The organism is Streptomyces sp. CB03238, from assembly GCF_002099185.1.
In the GTDB taxonomy this organism is placed as follows: Bacteria; Actinomycetota; Actinomycetes; order Streptomycetales; family Streptomycetaceae; genus Streptomyces.
The window spans coordinates 194389-213480 of sequence record NZ_NBCN01000002.1 but is presented as its reverse complement, the minus strand read 5'-3'; the positions used below and the strand labels follow the sequence as shown (position 1 = coordinate 213480).

Below are 19092 nucleotides of genomic sequence, written 5' to 3'. Positions count from 1 at the left end.
CCAGCCCGACGAAACCCCCTCCCCCACCGCCCCGCGGACGGCGTACGGCCGGGCGGGGCCGTGCAGGGTCGCCCCCGCAGAGGTTGGCGGCCATGAAAGGGCTCCCGCTCCGGCGTACCCAAGGCCGCCGGCCTCGAGGAGGCGAGCCCGGAGGGGCCACGCCCCCACCCCCCGGCAGGCGCCGCTCGGTCACCGTCCCGCCTGGGCGCGGTCCCCGGGGCGCCGCGCCCGGGCGGCACCACGCCCCCCGGGGTGCACCAGGCCCGGGCGGGCACCACGCCCGGGGGCGCCGAGAAAGGGCGCCCCGCCGCGCGCCCCGCGTCAGTCGCGGTCGACGTGTTCGCGGACGATCTTGCCGGTCCGGGTGTCGATGTCGTACGTCGTCTTGTACCAGTCGTTCGTCGTCACGACGTCGACGGACCAGACGGTGTCGTCCAGTTGGACGGCCGCGACCGTGCCCTTCTTGCGGTCGGTGGCCGTCTTGACGGCCTGCTGCGGGGTGACCTTGGCGGCGGACAGCCGGTCGGCGAGCTCGCGCTTGTCGTCCGGGGCCTGGCCGGTCTCGACTCGCGACTCGGTCACCTTGCCGGAGACGGCGTCGACGCGGACGGTGTAGGCGGTGCCGTCCTGGGCGGCGACCGTGGAGACCCACTCGGGGGTGCGCGGGCCGGGGCTCGGGCTGCCGATGGTGGAGCGCGCCCACTTCAGCTCGATCTCGGCGAGCTTCCCTTCCCGTACGCCTCCCACCGCTGTCCCGGCCGCCTTGTCCCACGGCACCTTGGTGGCTTCGAGCAGGGCCTTGCGCTCCGCCTGGTCCTCGGTCAGGCGGTGCGGCGACGCGGTCCCGCGGGGACTGCCGTACGGGGAGGGCGCGGCGGCGGCGACACGCGGTTCGCGCTCGTCCCCGCAGGCGGTGAGGAGGGGCGCCGTCGCGACGACGGCGCACGCGGCAACGGCGACGGCGACGATACGGCGGCGGAGGCGGAGCTGTGCGGTCATGTCCGCACCGGTAACCCCTTGGGTGCCCGGCCATGCCGAGTCGTCCCGGAGCCACCCGAACGGCCCCCGCCCGCGGTGGGGCGGGGGCCCGGTCCGGGCGGGGTCAGCCCTGGGGGTCGAGCTCGATCGTCTCGGTGCGCTCGGCGGGGGTCTTGCCGAGCAGGGCCGTCTGCATCGCGTGGGCCACGTCGTCGGCGGAGACCTCATGCTGCTTGCCGTCGCCCTTGGTGATCATGACACCGTCGAAGACGCCTTCCAGCAGCTGGTCGATCGCCTTCTTGTTGTAGACCTCGATCAGGCGGCCGTTGATCGGCTTCATGGAAAGGATCTTCGGCAGCGACTTGGCCGGGCCGAACTTGATCTCCTTGCCACCCGCCCTGATGATCACCGCGTCGGACATGGCGGGCTCGGCGAACTCCTTCATCGCCCGGTCCAGTTCGGTCTGGGTGATGGTCGGTTCCTTGGTGACGACGGGCAGCTCGACCGTGTTCGTCCGGCCGGTTTCGACCTGGGCGCGGTAGGCGTCCCGTACCGAGATCATCGAGCGCTGGACGTCCAGCGCCTGGCCCGCCTTGCCGGGTACGGCGACGGCCTTGCCCGGCTCGAACTTGATCGTGCCCTCGGTGGCCGAGCCGGAGACGCCCGCCAGGTCGGTCAGGGCGACGCTCAGCTTCTCCTCGTCGACCGGGATGACCGGCTGGGCGACGCGCTCACCGCCGAAGAGGGAGCCGATCACCGAGACGGGGTTGTAGTCGGCACCCGCGGCGGCCCGGACGGTCTCCTGGGCGTCCAGGGACAGGCCGGCCTTTTCGGGGGCCAGCTCCTCCTTCTTGCCGCCCACGCTGAGCTGGAGGGGGGCTGTGGCGCGCTCACCGAAGGCGGTTTCGAGCTTCTGGACCGCCTGCTCCTTGGTGCCGCCGCCGATGTCGACGCCGAGGACCGCGGTGCCCTTGGGCACCTCGGAGTGGTTGAGGAGCAGACCGGCGCCGTACGCGACACCGGTCAGGACGACCACCGCCACGCCCAGGAGGACCAGCTTGGAGCGGCCCTTCTTCTGCGGGCGGGCGGGCGCGGACGCGCGCGCGGGCGCCGGGGCGGCCGGCGGCGCGGGGGCGGCGGCCGGCTCGGGCCCGGGGTCCTCGTACAGCGGGGCGCCCCGGTCGGTGGCGACCTGCGCCGGGCCGGAGACCGGGAACGGCGACGGGCCGCGGTGCTCCGGCGGGACCACGGGGATGCCGCTCGTGAGCGTGTCACCCGACACGTTGCCGCCGGCCGGCGGCCCGGCGGCCGGGCGCACCGGACCCTGCTCGTACGAAGGCTCGTACGAAGGCTCGTGCGAGCGATCGAACGGGGCCCCGGGCTCGAACTCCGGCGCGGGCTTCTGCGGCGTCAGTACGGCGGTGTCGTCGGACGTCCACGGCACGGCGCTCATGCTGCCGGTGACCGGGCCCGTCGTCGGGCCGCTCGGGTGCGCCGGGCGGCCGGGGGCCACCGCGTCCGCCGCGAGGTCGTCGAGGGCGCTGTGCGGGCGGGGGACGTCCGCGGCCGGTCCCTGCGCGGAAGCCTGCTCGGGCGCGGGCGTCGGGGGCTTGCGGGGGGCGAACCAGTCGCTGGCCGGCTTCTCCTCCGCTTGCGGCTCCTCCACCGGCTTCGGCGAGCGCGCCTCCGCGACCGGCGGCCGCTCGACGGCGGCCCGCGGGGCCGGAGTCCCGCCGGCCGCGTCCGTCTCGCCGACCGGCTTGCGCACGACGACCGGCGGGATCGGCCGCGAACCGGGGATGTTGATCCGGATGCGGGTGGTCAGCGTGGTCTCGGTCCTGGGCTCGTCCGGCTCCGCCGCGGCGGCTCCGGCGCCCTCGTCCGGTGCGTCCTGCGTCGGGTGCAGCGACGGATACTGGCGCGATCCGTACGGCGGTGTACCCGAGGGATACGCGGCTCCGCCGCGCCCCTGGGGGCCGGAGGACGAACTGTCAGTTTCACGACTCAAAGCAGGTTCTCCCGGTTGGCTCCGCCGCCCGCTCTTACACGTGCGGGCGCTCGGCGGCGCGCACCACCATACTGGCCGCCGCCGCCGGGTATCCCGCGACCAGGGGAAGCGGGATCGGTCATTCCGGCCCAAGCCAGGGCACGTCACACGCCAAGTGGGCCGGTTCCGCCGTCCCGGTGCGGGAGCCGTGACATGGTGGCGCACATCACAGCGGCGGCCATGCCGCCCAGGACGTACACCAGCTCGGCGACACCGCCCCAGAAGACCTGGTCGCCCTCCGGCCGGCCGAGGCTGACCAGCACGACGGCGACCAGCCAGCCGACGCCGGGGGCCACCACTCCCAGCTGGGTGCCCGTCGCGCGCAGCCCGCCGTAGAACAGCCCCACGCACGCGGCCAGCGCGAGCAGCAACCCGCCGGGGAACCACGCGGATTGGACCAGCGCTCCGGCGAGGCCGACCACCGCCCCGAGGACGGCGAGGCCCGCGTACGTACCGATCCGCGCGGCCCTCATGACGCCACCCCGGCGAACAGGTCGTCCTCCCGCAGGCCGGCCGGGGCGCCGGACTTCCCCTGTACCAACTGGTAGTACTCCGTGGTGAAGAGGGGCTGACCCAGATCGTTGGAGAGGGCGAAGAAGGCGCCCTCCACGGCGATTTGCGTGGCGTGGGCGCGCATGGCCGCCGCTTTCCGTTCCGCGTGGTCCGTCCCGTCGATCTCGGCGGTGACGACCGAGTCGTCCACGACGCCGGGTACGTCGCCGATCGATCCCACGGCGGGGAACGCGCCCGCCGCCCGCAGCCGGGCGAAGCCCTCCTCGGCGACCGTGCGCGGCACCCGGTTCCAGTAGATCTTGGCGATCTCGTACGGGTCCCCGAGGTCGCGCCGGAAGGCCGGCTCGGCGGCCAGTTCGGCGGCGCGCATCGCGACGCGGTGGGCCTGGATGTGGTCGGGGTGGCCGTACCCGCCGTCCGGGTCGTACGTCACCAGGACCTGGGGGCGGACGGACCGGATGATCTCGACGAGGTAGGGGGCGGCGTCGTCCACGTCCGTGTTCCAGAAGGCGCCGTCTCGGCGGTTCTGCTCGGCGCCCATCATCCCGGAGTCGCGGAACCGGCCGGGGCCGCCCAGGAAGCGGTGGTCGGTGACGCCCAGTTCCTTCATCGCGGCGGCCAGTTCGCCGACGCGGTGGGGGCCGAGCCGGTCCTCCCGGTCGGGCGCCAGATGGGCGAGGGCGGGCGGGATGACCTCGCCCTCCTCGCCGCGTGTGCAGGTCACGAGGGTGACCTGGGCGCCCTCGGCCGCGTACTTGGCCATGGTGGCGCCATTGTTGATCGACTCGTCGTCGGGGTGCGCGTGCACCAGGAGCAGACGACGGGCGGGGAGTTCCGTCATACGGACACCCTAGAACGTGGCGCCCGGAACGTACCGCCTAGAACTTGATGCCGCCGATCATGCTCGCCACATTGGTGGTGAGCTCACTGATGGTCGGGGCGATGGAGGAGCTCGCCAGGTAGAAGCCGAGCAGCATGCAGACCGCCGCGTGTCCGCCCTTCAGACCGGACTTCTTGATCAGCAGGAAAACGACGATCGCCAGCAGCACCACCGCCGAAATCGAGAGTGCCACGGCGGTTCACCTCCATACATATTCGTTCCGGACCGGGCACGGCGCATGTGCCGGAGGGTACATACCCACCTGGCGCTACGGATCATAACTATCCGTTCCCACGCATCGATCGGTGCACGGCAGCACATGGGGGCGCACGACCGCTACTTTCGGTCGTATGACCTCCAGGCAACAGCTCTCATTCCCTCGCCAGTACGCACGGACGCAGCGCTACACCCTTGGTGTTCCCCGGGCGTTCACCGTCTCCCCCGACGGCTCCCGGGTCGTCTTCCTCCGCTCCCCCTCCGGCACCGACAGAGCGAACCGGCTGTGGGTGCTCGACCTGGCCGACGGCGCGCGCGAGCGCGTGGCCGCCGACCCCGACGCGCTGCTGGGCGGCGCGGAGGAGGAGTTGTCGCCCGAGGAGCGGGCCCGCCGGGAACGCAGCCGTGAGGGCGCGGGCGGCATCGTGGGGTACGCGGTGGACGGGGCGGTCGAGTTGGCGGCGTTCGCGCTGTCGGGGCGGCTGTTCGTGGCGGAGCTGCGGGCCGGGACGGCGCGTGAACTGCGTGTACCGGGGCCGGTGATCGACCCGCGGCCGTCGCCGGACGGGCGGCACGTGGCGTACGTGAGCGGAGGCGCCCTGCGGGTGACGGGCACCGGCGGCGACGGCGGCGACCGGGCGCTGGCCGAGCCGGAGGACGAGAACGTCACGTACGGGCTGGCGGAGTTCATCGCCGCCGAGGAGATGGGCCGCTCGCGCGGTTTCTGGTGGTCGCCGGAGTCGGACCGGCTGCTGGTCGCGCGGGCGGACGACAGTCCCGTACAGCGCTGGTGGATCTCCGACCCGGCGCATCCGGACCGGGAGCCGGTGAAGGTGGCCTATCCGGCGGCGGGGACGGCCGACGCGGAGGTGTCGCTGTGTCTGCTCGGCCTGGACGGCACGCGTACGGAGGTCGAGTGGGACCGCACGCGCTACCCGTACCTGGCGCGGGTGCACTGGTCGTCGGACGGGGCGCCGCTGCTGCTCGTACAGGCCCGTGACCAGCGTACGCAGCTGTACCTGGCGGTGGACACCGCGTCGGGGACGACCCGGACGGTGCATGTCGACGAGGACCCGGATTGGCTGGAACTGCTCGGTGGGGTGCCGGCGTGGGCTCCGGACGGGCGGCTGGTGCGGATCGCCGACGAGGGCGGGGCGCGGGTGCTGGCGGTCGGCGACCGGACGCTGACGGGTGCGCAGCTCCACCTCCGCGGGGTCCTGGACGTGGGCGAGAACGACGTACTGGTGTCGGCGTCGGCGGGCGAAGAGGCCGCGGAGGCGGAAATTGGCGAGATTCATGTGTACCGGGTCAACGAACTGGGCGTGGAGCGCGTCTCCGAAGGGCCCGGAGTGCACTCGGCGGTCCGGTGCGGGGCGGTGACCGTCCTGGCGTCGGCGCGGCCGGGTGAGCCGGGTACGACGGTGCGGGTGCTGCGGGATGGCAAGCCGGTCACGGAGGTGGCGTCGTACGCGGAACGGCCGGTGCTCTCGCCGCGCCTGACGCTCACCGAGGCGGGCCCGCACCGCATCCCGTGCGCGGTACTGCTGCCCCGGGACTACGAGGAGGGCGACGGGCCGCTGCCGGTGCTGCTGGACCCGTACGGCGGGCCGCACGGGCAGCGGGTGGTGGCGGCGCACAATCCGCACCTGACCTCGCAGTGGTTCGCCGAGCAGGGTTTCGCGGTGGTCGTGGCGGACGGGCGGGGCGCGCCGGGCCGCTCACCCGGCTGGGAGAAGGCGGTCAAGGACCGGCTGACGCTGACGCTGGACGACCAGATCGAGGCGCTGCACGGGCTGGCGGACCGGTTCCCGCTGGACCTGGAGCGGGTGGCGATGCGGGGCTGGTCGTTCGGCGGCTACCTGGCCGCGATGGCGGTGCTGCGGCGGCCGGATGTGTTCCACGCGGCGGTGGCGGGTGCGCCGATGTCCGATCTGCGGCTGTACGACACGCACTACATGGAGCGGTATCTGGGCCTGCCGCAGGAGGCCCCGGAGGTGTACGCGGCGAACTCGCTGATCACGGACGACGGTCTGTCAGCGCCGGAGAACCCCACCCGGCCGCTGATGATCATCCATGGGCTGGCGGACGACAATGTGGTGGCGGCACACACGCTGAAGCTGTCGTCGGCGCTGCTGGCGGCGGGCCGGCCGCATGAGGTGCTGCCGCTGACGGGCGTGACGCATATGACGCCGCAGGAGCAGGTGGCCGAGAACCTGCTGCTGCTCCAGGTGGACTTCCTGAAGCGGTCACTGGGCCTGGCGTAGGAGCACGGCGACCGGCCGGGGCGACATGGCGCGCCCCGGCCGGTCCACGGCACCCGCACGGCCGTACGCTGTTCAGGCTGGCGTGTCCGTATATCGAAATGACGTCCGGCAAGTTGCCTGGGTGTTAACCGGAATTGAGGCCGATCAGCCCATTTGTCCTTGGTGGCCCGGGACCACCTGTTTCTCCTCCGCGAAGTGGCACGCCGAGTCGTGCCGCGCCGGAGAGTCCACGTCCCGGAAGGCCGCCGGGACCGCGAGCAGCGGTACCTCCAGCGCGCACCGCTCGCGCGCCTTCCAGCAGCGGGTACGGAAGCGGCAGCCGGACGGGACGTTGGTGGGCGAGGGCACGTCGCCGGTGAGCAGGATCCTCTCCCGCTGCGCCCGCGCCTCCGGGTCGGGCACGGGGACGGCGGACAGCAGCGCCTGGGTGTAGGGGTGGGTGGGGTGGTCGTAGATCTCGGTGTCCGTCCCGGTCTCGGCGATCCGTCCGAGGTACATCACGCCGATCCGGTCGGAGATGTGGCGGACGATCGACAGGTCGTGGGCGATGAACACGTAACTCAGGCCGAACTCGTCCTGGAGCTTCTCCATCAGGTTGATCACCTGGGCCTGGACGGATACGTCGAGGGCCGAGACCGGCTCGTCGGCCACGATGACCTCCGGCTGGAGGGCGAGGCCGCGGGCGAGGCCGATGCGCTGGCGCTGGCCGCCGGAGAACTGGTGCGGATAGCGGTTGATGTACTCGGGGTTGAGCCCCACCACGTCCAGCAGTTCCTGCACCTTGCGGCGCCGGTCGCCCTTGGGCGCGACATCGGGGTGGATCTCGTACGGCTCTCCGATGATGTCGCCGACCGTCATGCGGGGGTTGAGGGAGGTGTACGGGTCCTGGAACACCATCTGGATGTTCCGGCGGACCGCCTTCAACGCGCGCCCGGAGAGCTTGGTGATGTCCTGGCCCTTGTAGAGGATCTGCCCGGAGGTGGGCCGCTCCAGGCTGACGAGCATCTTGGCGACCGTGGATTTGCCGCAGCCGGACTCGCCGACGATGCCGAGGGTCTCGCCGGGGCGGAGGGCGAAGGAGACCCCGTCGACCGCCTTGACGGCGCCGATCTGCTTCTTGAACAGGGCCCCGCGCGTGAGGGGGTAGTGCTTGACGAGCTCGCGCGCCTCAAGAAGTGGAGGCATCGAGGGTCTCCTCCCAGAAGTGGCAGGCGCTGCGCCGGTCCTCCGAGACCCGGTACAGGGGCGGTACGTCGATCCGGCACACGTCCCGGGCGCGGGGGCAGCGCGGGTGGAAGGGGCAGCCGGACGGGGTGGCCGTCAGGTTGGGCGGCAGGCCTTTGATGGCGTACAGCTCCTGGCCCTTGTGGTCCAGGCGCGGGATGGAGTCGAGCAGCCCCTGGGTGTAGGGGTGGGCGGGCGCCTTGTAGATGTCGTGGACGGGCGCGGTCTCGACGATCCGCCCGGCGTACATCACGGCGATCTTGTCGGCGACGTCGGCGACGACGCCCAGGTCGTGGGTGATGAGGATGAGGCCCATGGCGAGTTCCCGCTGGAGTTCGGCGAGGAGTTCCATGACCTGGGCCTGGACGGTGACGTCGAGGGCGGTGGTCGGCTCGTCGGCGATGATGAGCGCCGGTTCGAGGGCCATCGCCATGGCGATCATGATGCGCTGGCGCATGCCGCCGGAGAACTGGTGCGGGTACTGGCCGACGCGTTCCCGGGCGGCGGGGATGCGGACGCGGTCCATCAGCTCGACGGCCTTGGCGCGGGCGTCCTTCCTGGACATGCCGCGGTGGACGACGAACATCTCGCCGAGCTGGTCGCCGACGCTGAGCACGGGGTTCAGCGACGACAGCGCGTCCTGGAAGATCATCGCCATTTCGGCGCCGCGGACCGTACGACGGGCGTCCTCCTTCAGTGTCAGCAGGTCGCGGCCCTGGAAGAGGACCTCGCCGCCGGTGATCCGGCCGGGCGGCATGTCGAGGATGCCCATGACGGCCTGGGCGGTGACGGACTTGCCGGAGCCGGACTCGCCGAGCACGGCGAGCGTCTCGCCGGCGTCGACGGAGTACGTCACGCCGTTGACGGCCTTGGCCACCCCGTCCCGGGTACGGAACTCCACGTACAGGTCGCGTACTTCGAGGAGCACGTCTCACCTCAGCTTCGGGTCGAGGGCGTCGCGCACCGCGTCGCCGAGCATGATGAACGCGAGGACGGTGATGCTCAGGGCGCCGGCCGGCCACAGCAGCATGTGGGGGGCGTTGCGGATCTGCGGGGCGGCGTTGGAGATGTCGATGCCCCAGGAGACGGTGGGCGGCCGCAGCCCGACGCCGAGGAAGGACAGGGTGGCCTCCAGCGCGATGTACGTACCGAGGGCGATGGTCGCGACGACGATGACCGGTGCGACGGCGTTGGGCGCCACGTGCCGCAGCAGCATCCGCCCGCTGCCGGCGCCGAGGGCCCGCGCGGCCTGGACGTAGTCGTTCTGTTTGGCGGTGATGACCGAGCCGCGGGCGATACGGGCGACCTGCGGCCAGCCGAGCAGCACGATGAAGCCGACCACCGGCCAGACGGTGGAGCTGGTGACGACGGACAGGAAGACCAGGCCGCCCAGGATGACGGGGATGCCGAAGAACACGTCGGCGATCCGGGAGAGCAGCGCGTCCCACCAGCCGCCGAAGAACCCGGCGAGCCCGCCCAGGAGGCTGCCGAGGAGGGCGGCGCCGAGGGTGGCGCAGACGCCGACGGTGATGGAGGCCCGCGCCCCGTACACCGTGCGGGTGAAGACGTCGCAGCCCTGGGTGTCGTACCCGAAGGGGTGGCCGGGGGCGGAGCCCTGTTGCGACTTGGACAGGTCGCAGCGCAGCGGGTCGGCGCCGGTGAGGATCTGCGGCCAGAGGGCGATCAGGACGAGGAAGGCGATCAGCAGGGCCGAGACGAGGAAGACGGGGTTGCGGCGCAGCTGGTGCCAGGCGTCGGACCACAGGCTGCGCGGGCGGCCGGTGGTGGGCCTGTCCGGTGGCTCGGGCTCGCTCACCGCCGGGGCGGGCGCGCCGCCCGCGCCGGCCGGGGCGATGACGTCCGTGGCGGGGTCGAGGCGCTCAGGCATAGCGGATCCTCGGGTCCAGGACCGCGTAGAGCAGGTCGACGAGCAGGTTCGCCACCAGGAAGACGATCACGAGGATCGTCACGAAGCCGACGACTGTGGGCGCGTTGTTGCGCAGGATGCCCTGGTAGAGCTGGTAGCCGACGCCGTGGATGTTGAAGATCCGCTCCGTGACGATCGCGCCGCCCATCAGTGAGCCGATGTCGGCGCCGATGAAGGTGACGACCGGGATGAGGGAGTTGCGCAGCAGGTGGCGGGTGATGACCCGGTGGCGCGGCAGGCCCTTGGCGATGGCGGTGCGGACGTAGTCGGCGCGGACGTTCTCGGCGATGGAGGTGCGGCTGAGCCGGGTGACGTAGGCGAGGGAGACCAGGGCGAGGACGACACCGGGGAGGAGCAGCTCGTCGATGCGGGCGTCGGCGGAGACGGAGGGGCGTACCCAGCCCCATTTCACACCGAGGAGGAACTGGAGGAGGTAGCCGGAGACGAAGGTGGGGACGGAGATGACGACGAGGGTGAGGACGAGCAGACCGGTGTCGAGGGGGCGGCCGCGCTTGAGGCCGCTGATGACGCCGAGGGTGATGCCGATGACGATCTCGATGACGATGGCGACGAGGGTGAGGCGCAGGGTGACGGGGAATGCGGAGGCCATCAGCTCGGTGACCTTCTGGCCGTTGAACGCGGTGCCGAAGTCGCCCTGGAAGATGGCGCCCATGTAGAGCAGGTACTGCTTCCACAGCGGCTGGTCGAGGTGGAGGTCCTTGCGGATGCGGGCGGCGGTGGCGGGGTCGGGCGCCTTGTCGCCGAAGAGGGCCGCGACCGGGTCGCCGAGCGCGTACACCATGAAGAAGATGAGGAACGTGCTGCCGATGAACACCGGGATCATCTGGAGCAGCCGCCGGATCACATAGCGTCCCATGGGGGCTCCGGTGGTGGAGTTGTGTGGCGTCAGCTGACCGTGATCTGGTCGTAGACCGGAACGCTGAACTGGTTGAGGGCGACGTCGGAGAGCCGCTCGGAGTAGCCGGCGCTGCCGTTCTGGTACCAGAGCGGGATGGCCGGCATCTGGGCGGCGAGGATCTGCTCGGCGGCCTGGAAGTCCTTGACGGCTGCCGCCTGGTCGGTCTCGCGGTTGGCCTTGTCGACGAGGCCGTCGAACTGCTTGTTGCTGAACTTGCCGTAGTTGGAGGACCCACCGGTGTAGTAGAGCGGCTCCAGGAAGTTCTGGATGAGGGGGTAGTCGGCCTGCCAGCCGGAGCGGAAGGGGCCGCTGAGCTTGTACGTGGTCTGCTGGTTGCGGAAGTCGGCGAAGGTGCCGATGGGGCTGACGGTGCAGACGGCGCCCCGGCCGAGCGCGTTGTTGACGCTGTTGCACACGGCGTCCATCCAGGCGCGGTGCGAGCCGGTGTCGACGTTGGAGGTGAGCGTCACCTTGCCGCCGGGGAGGCCGCCGCCCTCCTCGATGAGCCGCCTGGCCTCGGTGGGGTTGTAGGCGCAGGCGTCGCCGCAGATCCCCTTGTAGCCGCCGTCCGCGCCGAGGGCCGGTGAGGTCCAGTCCTTGGCGGGGGTGCGGGTGCCCTGGAAGATCTGCTTGGTGATCTCCTCGCGGTTGACCGCCATGGACAGGCCCCGGCGGACCTTCTCCATGCCGGGCTTGTTCCACTCGGGCCGGTGGAGCGGGAAGACCAGGGTCTGGATGATGAGGGCGGGCTGGTTGATGTAGCGGTCGCCGAGGTCGCCGTCGACGTTCCTGAGCGCTTGCGCGGGTACGTCGTCGAGGAGGTCGAGGTTCCCCGAGATCAGGTCGGTGTAGGCGCTGTTGTTGTCGGTGTAGACGATGAGGTCCACGCCGCCGTTGCGCGCCTTGTCCTCGCCCTTGTAGCCGTCCCAGCGGCGCAGCTTCATGTTGCTGCCGCGGGTGTACGACTCGACGGTGTACGGGCCGTTGCCGACGGGCTTGGCGAGCCAGGCGTCGTGGTCGGTGAAGAACACCCTGGGCAGGGGCACGAACGCCTGGTAGCCGAGGGTCTCGGGCCAGGTGGAGAACGTGTCCTTGAGGGCGACGGTGAAGGTGCGGTCGTCCTTGACGACCAGGCCGCGCATGGTCTTGGCCTTGGCGACCCCGGAGGCGGGGTGGACGTCGTCGTAGCCGACGATGTCGCTGAAGAAGGGCGAGTTGGCCTGCTTGTTGTCGACGTGGGCCCCGTAGTTCCAGGCGTCGGTGAAGGACCTGGCGGTGACGGGCTCGCCGTTGCTGAACGTCCAGCCGGGCTTGAGGGTGATGGTGAAGTTCCGGGAGTCGGTCGTCTCGATCTTCTCGGCGACCGTGTCGCGGGCCTCTCCGGTCTTCGGGTCGTACCTCTTGAGGCCCCGGAAGAGCATGTCGAGGACCTTGCCGCCCTGGACCTCGTTGGTGTTGGCCGGTTCGATCGGGTTCTGGGGGTCGCCCCAGGAGGAGCTGACGATCCCGTCGGCGCCACCGCCACCGCTGCCGCCGCCGCAGGCGGTCGCCGCGAGGGCGACGGCCACCGCGGCCGCGGCCCACCTGGCGTGCGTGGCTCCGCGCATGGATGCCTCCCGGGTCGTGGTCCTCGGTCTCGCGCCTAGGCCCACATATCACCCCATAAGGTACGTAGGTGCACGCTGTACCCGCCCGTCCGGGCACGGGGACCACCCGCATGCGGGAGCACCGCCTTCGCCGCTGCGCGTCGACAGGCCCCGCCGCCGCGCGACGGCCGCCCGGCCGGTGACGGCCCCGGACGCGGGAAGGGATGACCTACGCCAAAGGGCGACCACCACCCGCGCAAGCCGTCGCACGGCGAGGTGCCGGACATACGGGAGCGCCCCGGGCCGTCTTCGGCCCGGGGCGCTCCCGTACGCGTACAGCCGCGCCGCGCGTTACGCCGCGTGGACGACGTCCTTCTCCTCGGCGAAGTGGCACGCCGACTCGTGCGCCGCCGGGCTGTCGGAGACCCGGAAGTGCTCCGGGATCGCCAGCAGCGGCACCTCCTCGGCGCACTTGTCCTCCGCCTTCCAGCACCGCGTACGGAAGCGGCAGCCGGACGGCGGGTTGGCCGGCGACGGGACGTCACCGGTCAGGATGATCCGCTCGCGGCCCTCGCGGGCGTCCGGGTCGGGCACCGGGACCGCCGACAGCAGCGCCTGGGTGTAGGGGTGCGTCGGGTGGTCGTAGATCTGTACGTCCGTACCGATCTCGGCCATCTTGCCGAGGTACATCACGCCGACCCGGTCGGAGATGTGCCGGACGATCGACAGGTCGTGCGCGATGAAGAGGTACGAGAGGTTGAACTCGTCCTGCAGCTTCTCCATCAGGTTGACGACCTGCGCCTGCACCGAGACGTCCAGCGCCGAGACCGGCTCGTCGCAGATGATGATCTCGGGGTTCAGGGCCAGGCCACGGGCGATGCCGATGCGCTGGCGCTGGCCGCCCGAGAACTGGTGCGGATAGCGGTTGATGTACTCGGGGTTGAGCCCGACCACGTCCAGCAGCTCCTGCACCTTGCGGCGCCGGTCGCCCTTCGGGGCCACCTCGGGGTGGATCTCGAAGGGCTCACCGATGATGTCGCCCACCGTCATCCGGGGGTTGAGCGAGGTGTACGGGTCCTGGAACACCATCTGGATGTTCCGGCGGACCGCCTTCAGCGCCCGGCCGGACAGCCTGGTGATGTCCTGGCCCTTGTAGAAGATCTCGCCCGCGGTCGCCGTCTCCAGCATCATCAGCAGCTTGGCGACCGTGGACTTGCCACAGCCCGACTCGCCGACGATGCCGAGCGTCTCCCCCTGGTAGAGGTCGAAGGAGACCCCGTCCACGGCCTTGACCGCACCGACCTGCTTCTTGAACAGGATGCCCTGGGTCAGCGGGAAGTGCTTGACCAGGCCCCGCACCTGCAGGATCGGCTCGCCGCGCTCCACCGGGGCCTCGATCGCCGCGACGGCAGCCGTCTCGGTGGCCGCCTCGACGGTCTCGACCTCGGTGACGTTCGGGGTCGCGTCCACGGCCGCCTCATCGTTCTTCCTGAGCTCAGCCATGGATCGTCTCCTTCCAGAAGTGGCACGCGCTGCCACGGCCCGGCAGCTCGCCGCCGTCCTGCTCCGTCACCGGCACCAGGGCCGGGATCTCCGTACGGCAGATGTCGTCCGCCTTCGGGCAGCGCGGGTTGAAGGCGCAGCCCGGCGGGATCTTCATCAGGTTGGGCGGCAGGCCCTTGATCGCGTACAGCTCCTGGCCCTTCTGGTCCAGGCGCGGGATGGAGTCGAGCAGGCCACGGGTGTACGGGTGCGCGGGGCGCTTGTACAGCTCGTGGATGGGCGCGTTCTCGACGATCCGGCCCGCGTACATCACCGCGATCTTGTCGGCGACGTCCGCGACCACACCCAGGTCGTGGGTGATCAGGATCATGCCCATGTTCTCCTCGCGCTGGAGCTCCGCGAGCAGGTCCATGACCTGGGCCTGGACGGTCACGTCGAGCGCGGTGGTGGGCTCGTCCGCGATGATCAGGTCCGGCTCCAGCGCCATCGCCATGGCGATCATGATGCGCTGGCGCATACCGCCGGAGAACTGGTGCGGGTAGTCGTTCACCCGCGCCGCCGCGGCCGGGATCTTCACCCGGTCCATCAGTTCGATGGCCCTGGCCTTGGCCTCCTTGCGGGACAGGCCGAGGTGGACGCGGTACATCTCACCGAGCTGGTAGCCGACGGTCAGCACCGGGTTCAGCGCGGAGAGCGCGTCCTGGAAGATCATCGCGATCCGGCGCCCACGGATCTTGCGGCGCTCCTCGGCGGACATCTTCAGCATGTCCTCGCCGTGGAACAGGATCTCGCCCTTGGGAATGCGGCCGGGCGGCATGTCGAGGATGCCCATGATCGCCTGGGCGGTGACCGACTTGCCGGAGCCGGACTCGCCGAGCACGGCGAGGGTCTCGCCGGCGTCGACGCTGTAGCTGACGCCGTTGATGGCCTTGGCCACGCCGTCCCGGGTGTGGAACTCGACGTGCAGGTCACGCACTTCGAGGAGCGGAGCGCTCGTCTTCTTCTCGATGGTGGTCAACGTACGCCCTCCTAGCGCAGCTTGGGGTCGAGGGCGTCGCGAACAGCTTCGCCGAGCATGATGAACGCGAGGACCGTGACGCTCAGGAACAGCGACGGGAAGAGCACCATGTGCGGGGCGCTCAGGAAGCGGTCCTGGCCGTCACTGATCATCAGGCCCCAGGAGATGTTCGGGGCCTGCACACCGATGCCGAGGTACGAGAACGCCGCCTCGGCCGAGATGTAGACACCGAGGTTGATCGTGCTGACCACGATCACCGGGGCGACCGCGTTCGGCAGGATGTGGCGCATCGCGATGCGCCAGCCGTTGGCGCCGAGCGCGCGGGCGGCCATCACGTAGTCGTTCTGCTTGTTGGTGATCACCGAGCCGCGCATGATGCGGAACAGCTGCGGCCAGCCGAGCACCGCCATGATCAGCGAGACGGTGATGACGCTGCCGGAGCCCAGCATCGCCAGCACGAGCAGACCACCGAGCAGGGTCGGGATGGCGAACCAGATCTCGGTGAAGCGGGACACCACAGCGTCCAGCCAGCCGCCGCGCAGACCGGCGATCATGCCCAGGACGCCGCCGGCGAGCGTGGTCAGCACCGAGGTGAGGACGCCGACGATGATCGAGTTGCGGGCGCCGTAGATGGTCCGGGCGTAGATGTCGCAGCCCTGGACGTCGAAGCCGAACCAGTGCGCGCCGCTGGGCGGTACGACCGAGTTGGACAGGTCGCAGAAGCCCTTGGCGTACGGGTCCTGGCTGGTGAAGAGCTGCGGGAAGACCGCCATGACGAGCAGGAAGACGATCAGCACGGCGGAGACGAGGAAGACCCAGTTGTGCGTCAGGTCGCGCCACGCGTCGCTCCACATGCTGGCGACCCGCTCCGGCTTGTCCTCCTTGGTCCGCACGGGACCCCCGGGCGTGGCCGTCTTGACGGCCTCGCTCTCCTCAACGGTGGTGGAGGTGTTCTCAGGCATAGCGGATCCTCGGGTCGAGCACGGCGTAGAGCAGGTCCACGAGCAGGTTCGCGGCGATGTAGACGAGGACGAGCACGGTCACGATGCTGACGACGGTCGTCCCCTGTCGCAGGTACACGGCCTGGTAGAGGGTGCCGCCGATGCCCGGGATGTTGAAGATGCGCTCCGTGATGATCGCGCCGCCCATCAGGGCGCCGAGGTCCACACCGAGGTACGTGACGATCGGGATCAGCGCGTTGCGCAGTCCGTGCCGCACGATCACCCTCGGACGGCTCAGGCCCTTCGCGGTGGCGGTGCGCACGTAGTCGGAGCGCATCGTCTCGATCATGCTGGTCCGGGTGAGCCGGGCGATGTACGCGAGGGAGACGGACGCCAGGACGACGCCGGGGAGGAACAGTGTGGTGATGTCCTCGGCGCTGTAGGAGATCGGAACGAGCGCCCACTGCACGCCCAGCACGAGCTGGAGCACGTTGCCCAGGACGAACACCGGGATGGAGACCAGGAGGAGGGTCGACAGCAGCACGAGGTTGTCGAGGAACTTGCCGCGGCCGAGCGCCGCGAAGACACCGGCGACGATGCCGACGACGGCCTCGACCAGGAAGGCGATGCCGGCCAGTTTGAGCGTGACCGGGAAGGTCTCGCTCATGATCTCGGACACCTCACGGCCAGTGAAGTCGGTGCCGAAGTCACCGGTCATCACACCGGAGATGTAGTACCAGTACCGCTGGTAGAGCGGGTCATTGAGGTGGTACTGCTCTCGCAGAATGGCTCTGATGTTCGGGTCCGCCTTCTTCTCTCCGGCCAGTGCCTGGATGGGGTCACCGGGCAGCAGGAAGACGAGGCAGTAGAGAAGTATTGTCGCGCCGAGCAGTACGGGTATCGCCTGCAGAAGACGCCTGATCACATAACGACCCATCAGGTCTCCAGTTGTACGGATACCGGGAGGGGCACACCGGTGAGCCCCGCCCCGGGTGAGGGGTAATCGACAACGAGACGGCAGAAGGGGGGTGACGGGGCAGAACCCCGTCACCCCCACTGCTGTCAGGATCTCCCCGCGGAGATCCTTTGAACCGTCAGGCGGGGTTGACCGTGGTCCAGTCGACCTGGGTCATGTTGTCGATCCGCACGCCCGGCTTGAGGTTCTTGCTGAGGCCGGCGTTCAGCTTGTAGAAGTACACCGGGATGTACGGCATCTCCTTCAGCAGGATGTCGTCGGCCTGCTGGTACGCCTTGATCGCGGCGTCCTCGGTGGTCGCCGTGTCGCCCTGGTCGAGGAACTTCTCGACCTGCGGGTTGACGTAGCCCGAGTAGTTGGAGCCGTGCTCGATGGCGTCCTCGGAGAAGATCGGGCGCAGGTAGTTCTCCGGGTGCGGGTAGTCCATGGACCACGCCAGGCGGAACGCGCCGCTGTACTTCTTGTCACCGAGGTCGTTCAGGATGGACTGGAACTGCTCGAACGGCTTGACGGTGACGGTGATGCCGAGGTTCTTCTCGAGCTGGCCGGCGACGGCGGTGATCCACTCCTTGTGGCCACCGTCGGCGTTGTAGCCGAGCTCCATCTTGTTGCCCGGCAGGCCGCCCGCGGCGTCGAAGGCCTTCTTGGCCGCGGCCGGGTCGTAGGTGCAGGGTGCGCCACAGGCGCCCTGGCGGTAGCCCGGGACCAGCGGGTTGATGAAGTCGTCCGCCGGCGTACGGGTGTTGACGAAGATCTTCTCGGTGATCGCCTTGCGGTCGATCGCCTGGGAGATCGCCTTGCGGATCTCCGGCTTCGCGAACGCCTTGTTGTACTTCAGCGGGAAGCCGACGTAGCCGACACCGGAGTCGGTGCCCTGGATGTAGCGGTCGCCCAGGTCCTTGGCGGCGGTCATCATCGCGGACGTCGGGATGGTGTCCATGATGTCGACGCGGCCACCGAGCAGGTCACGGTAGGCGGTGTCCTGGCTGCTGTAGATCTTGAACGTGACGCCCGAGATCTTGAGCTCGCCCGCGTCGGGGTGCTTGTCGTACTTGACCGTCTTGATCTGCTGGTTGCGGACGAACTTGCCGTCCATCTTGAACATGCCGTTGCCGATGGGCGCGGTCTCGAAGCCCTTCGGGTCCTTGAAGAAGGCCTTCGGCAGCGGGAAGAACGCGTTGAAGCCCAGCATGGACTTGAAGGCGCTGAACGGAGCCGTGAGCGTGACCTCGAGGGTCTTCTCGTCGACGACCTTCAGGCCCTTCATCTTGTCGGTCGCGGGCTTCTTGCCCTCGCCCGGGTTCAGGTCGGCGTACCCGTCGATCTTGCCGTAGAGCGGGTTCGTCTCCTGCGTGTTGTCCTGGTTGGCGCCGTAGTTCCAGGCGTCCGCGTAGGACTGCGCGGTGACCGGCTCACCGTTGTGGAAGGTGTAGCCGTCCTTGAGCTTGATCGTCCAGACCTTGCTGTCCTTGGTCTCGATCGACGCGGCCATGTCGAGCTGGGTCTCGTTCTTCTCGTCGTACCGCACGAGGCCGGTGAACAGGGCGTTCATGACCTCGGAGCCCTCGGACTCGTACGTGTTCGACGGGATCAGACCGTTCTGGGGCTCGCCGAGCTCCATCACGACCTGCTTGGCACCGTTGGCCTTGCTGTCGCTACCGCCACCACAAGCAGTGGCTGCCAGGGCGACGACTATCGCGCCCGCGACCCACTTGGCGCTCTTGGCACCGCGCATGGGTTCCTCCTCATGAGTCCACTTGTCACTACAAGAAGGGCACTTCGAGGTTGCATGCCGACACCCCTGACGGCGATGACCCAAGTGCCCCGAGTGTGCTCGTGAGTCGGCGCTCCCCACAGCGCGTGACCCATTGACCCGAGCTCAATGGAGCCAACTATTAAGTACGTCCGGGCCGTAAACCACACTTAAAGGGTCTCGTTTTGGCAACATCACCAAGGGCCCGAAGACCGAAATCCGGACAAAGCGAGCACAGACAGACACCCGCGAAACGGACCGTTAACACATGTTCCGGAGAGCGACGGTCGATATCCGGACGCTTCGGCAGCGAAAACGCGTTGACGTGCGGTCAGCCGGCACCCACG

16 protein-coding genes are annotated in these 19092 nt (G+C 69.8%); 1 reads left to right on the top strand and 15 read right to left on the bottom strand.

What is annotated here, in order from left to right:
- Positions 1–321: 321 nt before the first annotated feature.
- The 5 genes from BKD26_RS03740 to BKD26_RS03720 form a co-directional block, all read right to left on the bottom strand.
- Positions 322–999 (bottom strand): PepSY domain-containing protein, encoded by a 678-nt coding sequence (locus BKD26_RS03740; RefSeq protein ID WP_084895697.1) that lies wholly within the window; start codon positions 997–999, stop codon positions 322–324.
- Positions 1000–1102: 103 nt separating this feature from the next.
- Positions 1103–2986: a hypothetical protein gene (locus BKD26_RS03735; protein WP_179166400.1), complete on the bottom strand. Its 1884-nt coding sequence runs from the start codon at positions 2984–2986 to the stop codon at positions 1103–1105.
- 143 nt (positions 2987–3129) lie between these two features.
- Positions 3130–3498, bottom strand: coding sequence for a DUF6113 family protein (locus tag BKD26_RS03730; RefSeq protein ID WP_084895695.1), 369 nt, complete (start codon positions 3496–3498; stop codon positions 3130–3132).
- The gene (gene mshB / locus BKD26_RS03725; RefSeq protein ID WP_084895693.1) at positions 3495–4379 is read right to left on the bottom strand and encodes an N-acetyl-1-D-myo-inositol-2-amino-2-deoxy-alpha-D-glucopyranoside deacetylase; all 885 of its coding nucleotides are present in this window, start codon (positions 4377–4379) and stop codon (positions 3495–3497) included. Before mshB ends, BKD26_RS03730 begins: the two co-directional genes overlap by 4 nt.
- A 37-nt stretch (positions 4380–4416) precedes the next feature.
- Positions 4417–4611 carry a hypothetical protein gene (locus BKD26_RS03720; RefSeq protein WP_031078461.1) on the bottom strand — a complete coding sequence of 65 codons (195 nt, stop codon included), beginning with the start codon at positions 4609–4611 and terminating at the stop codon, positions 4417–4419.
- Positions 4612–4768: 157 nt separating this feature from the next.
- Between BKD26_RS03720 and BKD26_RS03715 the strand changes: the two genes are divergently transcribed.
- Positions 4769–6898 carry an alpha/beta fold hydrolase gene (locus tag BKD26_RS03715; RefSeq protein ID WP_084895691.1) on the top strand — a complete coding sequence of 710 codons (2130 nt, stop codon included), beginning with the start codon at positions 4769–4771 and terminating at the stop codon, positions 6896–6898.
- 144 nt (positions 6899–7042) lie between these two features.
- Here BKD26_RS03715 and BKD26_RS03710 read toward each other — a convergent pair whose 3' ends face one another.
- From BKD26_RS03710 to BKD26_RS03665, 10 genes are all read right to left on the bottom strand, one after another.
- Positions 7043–8083 carry a dipeptide ABC transporter ATP-binding protein gene (locus BKD26_RS03710; RefSeq protein ID WP_084895689.1) on the bottom strand — a complete coding sequence of 347 codons (1041 nt, stop codon included), beginning with the start codon at positions 8081–8083 and terminating at the stop codon, positions 7043–7045.
- Positions 8067–9050: an ABC transporter ATP-binding protein gene (locus tag BKD26_RS03705; RefSeq protein ID WP_084895687.1), complete on the bottom strand. Its 984-nt coding sequence runs from the start codon at positions 9048–9050 to the stop codon at positions 8067–8069. The genes BKD26_RS03710 and BKD26_RS03705 overlap by 17 nt, the downstream gene beginning before the upstream one ends.
- A 3-nt stretch (positions 9051–9053) precedes the next feature.
- Complete coding sequence (locus BKD26_RS03700; RefSeq protein WP_084895685.1) at positions 9054–10010, bottom strand: ABC transporter permease; 957 nt, start codon at positions 10008–10010, stop codon at positions 9054–9056.
- Positions 10003–10926 carry an ABC transporter permease gene (locus BKD26_RS03695; RefSeq protein ID WP_084895683.1) on the bottom strand — a complete coding sequence of 308 codons (924 nt, stop codon included), beginning with the start codon at positions 10924–10926 and terminating at the stop codon, positions 10003–10005. The genes BKD26_RS03700 and BKD26_RS03695 overlap by 8 nt, the downstream gene beginning before the upstream one ends.
- Positions 10927–10955: 29 nt before the next feature.
- Positions 10956–12575: an ABC transporter substrate-binding protein gene (locus BKD26_RS03690; RefSeq protein ID WP_084895681.1), complete on the bottom strand. Its 1620-nt coding sequence runs from the start codon at positions 12573–12575 to the stop codon at positions 10956–10958.
- Between the two features lie 330 nt (positions 12576–12905).
- Positions 12906–14057, bottom strand: a complete 1152-nt coding sequence (locus BKD26_RS03685) for a dipeptide ABC transporter ATP-binding protein (RefSeq protein WP_084895679.1) — start codon at positions 14055–14057, stop codon at positions 12906–12908.
- Positions 14050–15075 (bottom strand): ABC transporter ATP-binding protein, encoded by a 1026-nt coding sequence (locus tag BKD26_RS03680; protein WP_084895677.1) that lies wholly within the window; start codon positions 15073–15075, stop codon positions 14050–14052. The genes BKD26_RS03685 and BKD26_RS03680 overlap by 8 nt, the downstream gene beginning before the upstream one ends.
- Before the next feature lie 11 nt (positions 15076–15086).
- Entirely contained in the window at positions 15087–16037 is a 951-nt protein-coding gene (locus BKD26_RS03675; protein ID WP_084895675.1) for an ABC transporter permease, read from the bottom strand.
- On the bottom strand, positions 16030–16953 hold the full coding sequence (locus BKD26_RS03670; RefSeq protein ID WP_084895673.1) for an ABC transporter permease: 924 nt from the start codon (positions 16951–16953) through the stop codon (positions 16030–16032). The genes BKD26_RS03675 and BKD26_RS03670 overlap by 8 nt, the downstream gene beginning before the upstream one ends.
- Before the next feature lie 157 nt (positions 16954–17110).
- The gene (locus BKD26_RS03665; protein WP_084895672.1) at positions 17111–18727 is read right to left on the bottom strand and encodes an ABC transporter substrate-binding protein; all 1617 of its coding nucleotides are present in this window, start codon (positions 18725–18727) and stop codon (positions 17111–17113) included.
- Positions 18728–19092 lie beyond the last annotated feature (365 nt).

Excerpts from the sequence above, each read along its gene's own strand:
- BKD26_RS03675 (WP_084895675.1), bottom strand. The coding sequence starts at position 16,037 with ATGCCTGAGAACACCTCCACCACCGTTGAGGAGAGCGAGGCCGTCAAG.
- BKD26_RS03685 (WP_084895679.1), bottom strand. The coding sequence starts at position 14,057 with ATGGCTGAGCTCAGGAAGAACGATGAGGCGGCCGTGGACGCGACCCCG.
- BKD26_RS03670 (WP_084895673.1), bottom strand. The coding sequence starts at position 16,953 with ATGGGTCGTTATGTGATCAGGCGTCTTCTGCAGGCGATACCCGTACTG.
- BKD26_RS03715 (WP_084895691.1), top strand. The coding sequence starts at position 4,769 with ATGACCTCCAGGCAACAGCTCTCATTCCCTCGCCAGTACGCACGGACG.
- BKD26_RS03665 (WP_084895672.1), bottom strand. The coding sequence starts at position 18,727 with ATGCGCGGTGCCAAGAGCGCCAAGTGGGTCGCGGGCGCGATAGTCGTC.
- BKD26_RS03730 (WP_084895695.1), bottom strand. The coding sequence starts at position 3,498 with ATGAGGGCCGCGCGGATCGGTACGTACGCGGGCCTCGCCGTCCTCGGG.
- BKD26_RS03690 (WP_084895681.1), bottom strand. The coding sequence starts at position 12,575 with ATGCGCGGAGCCACGCACGCCAGGTGGGCCGCGGCCGCGGTGGCCGTC.
- mshB (WP_084895693.1), bottom strand. The coding sequence starts at position 4,379 with ATGACGGAACTCCCCGCCCGTCGTCTGCTCCTGGTGCACGCGCACCCC.
- BKD26_RS03700 (WP_084895685.1), bottom strand. The coding sequence starts at position 10,010 with ATGCCTGAGCGCCTCGACCCCGCCACGGACGTCATCGCCCCGGCCGGC.
- BKD26_RS03740 (WP_084895697.1), bottom strand. The coding sequence starts at position 999 with ATGACCGCACAGCTCCGCCTCCGCCGCCGTATCGTCGCCGTCGCCGTT.
- BKD26_RS03710 (WP_084895689.1), bottom strand. The coding sequence starts at position 8,083 with ATGCCTCCACTTCTTGAGGCGCGCGAGCTCGTCAAGCACTACCCCCTC.
- BKD26_RS03695 (WP_084895683.1), bottom strand. The coding sequence starts at position 10,926 with ATGGGACGCTATGTGATCCGGCGGCTGCTCCAGATGATCCCGGTGTTC.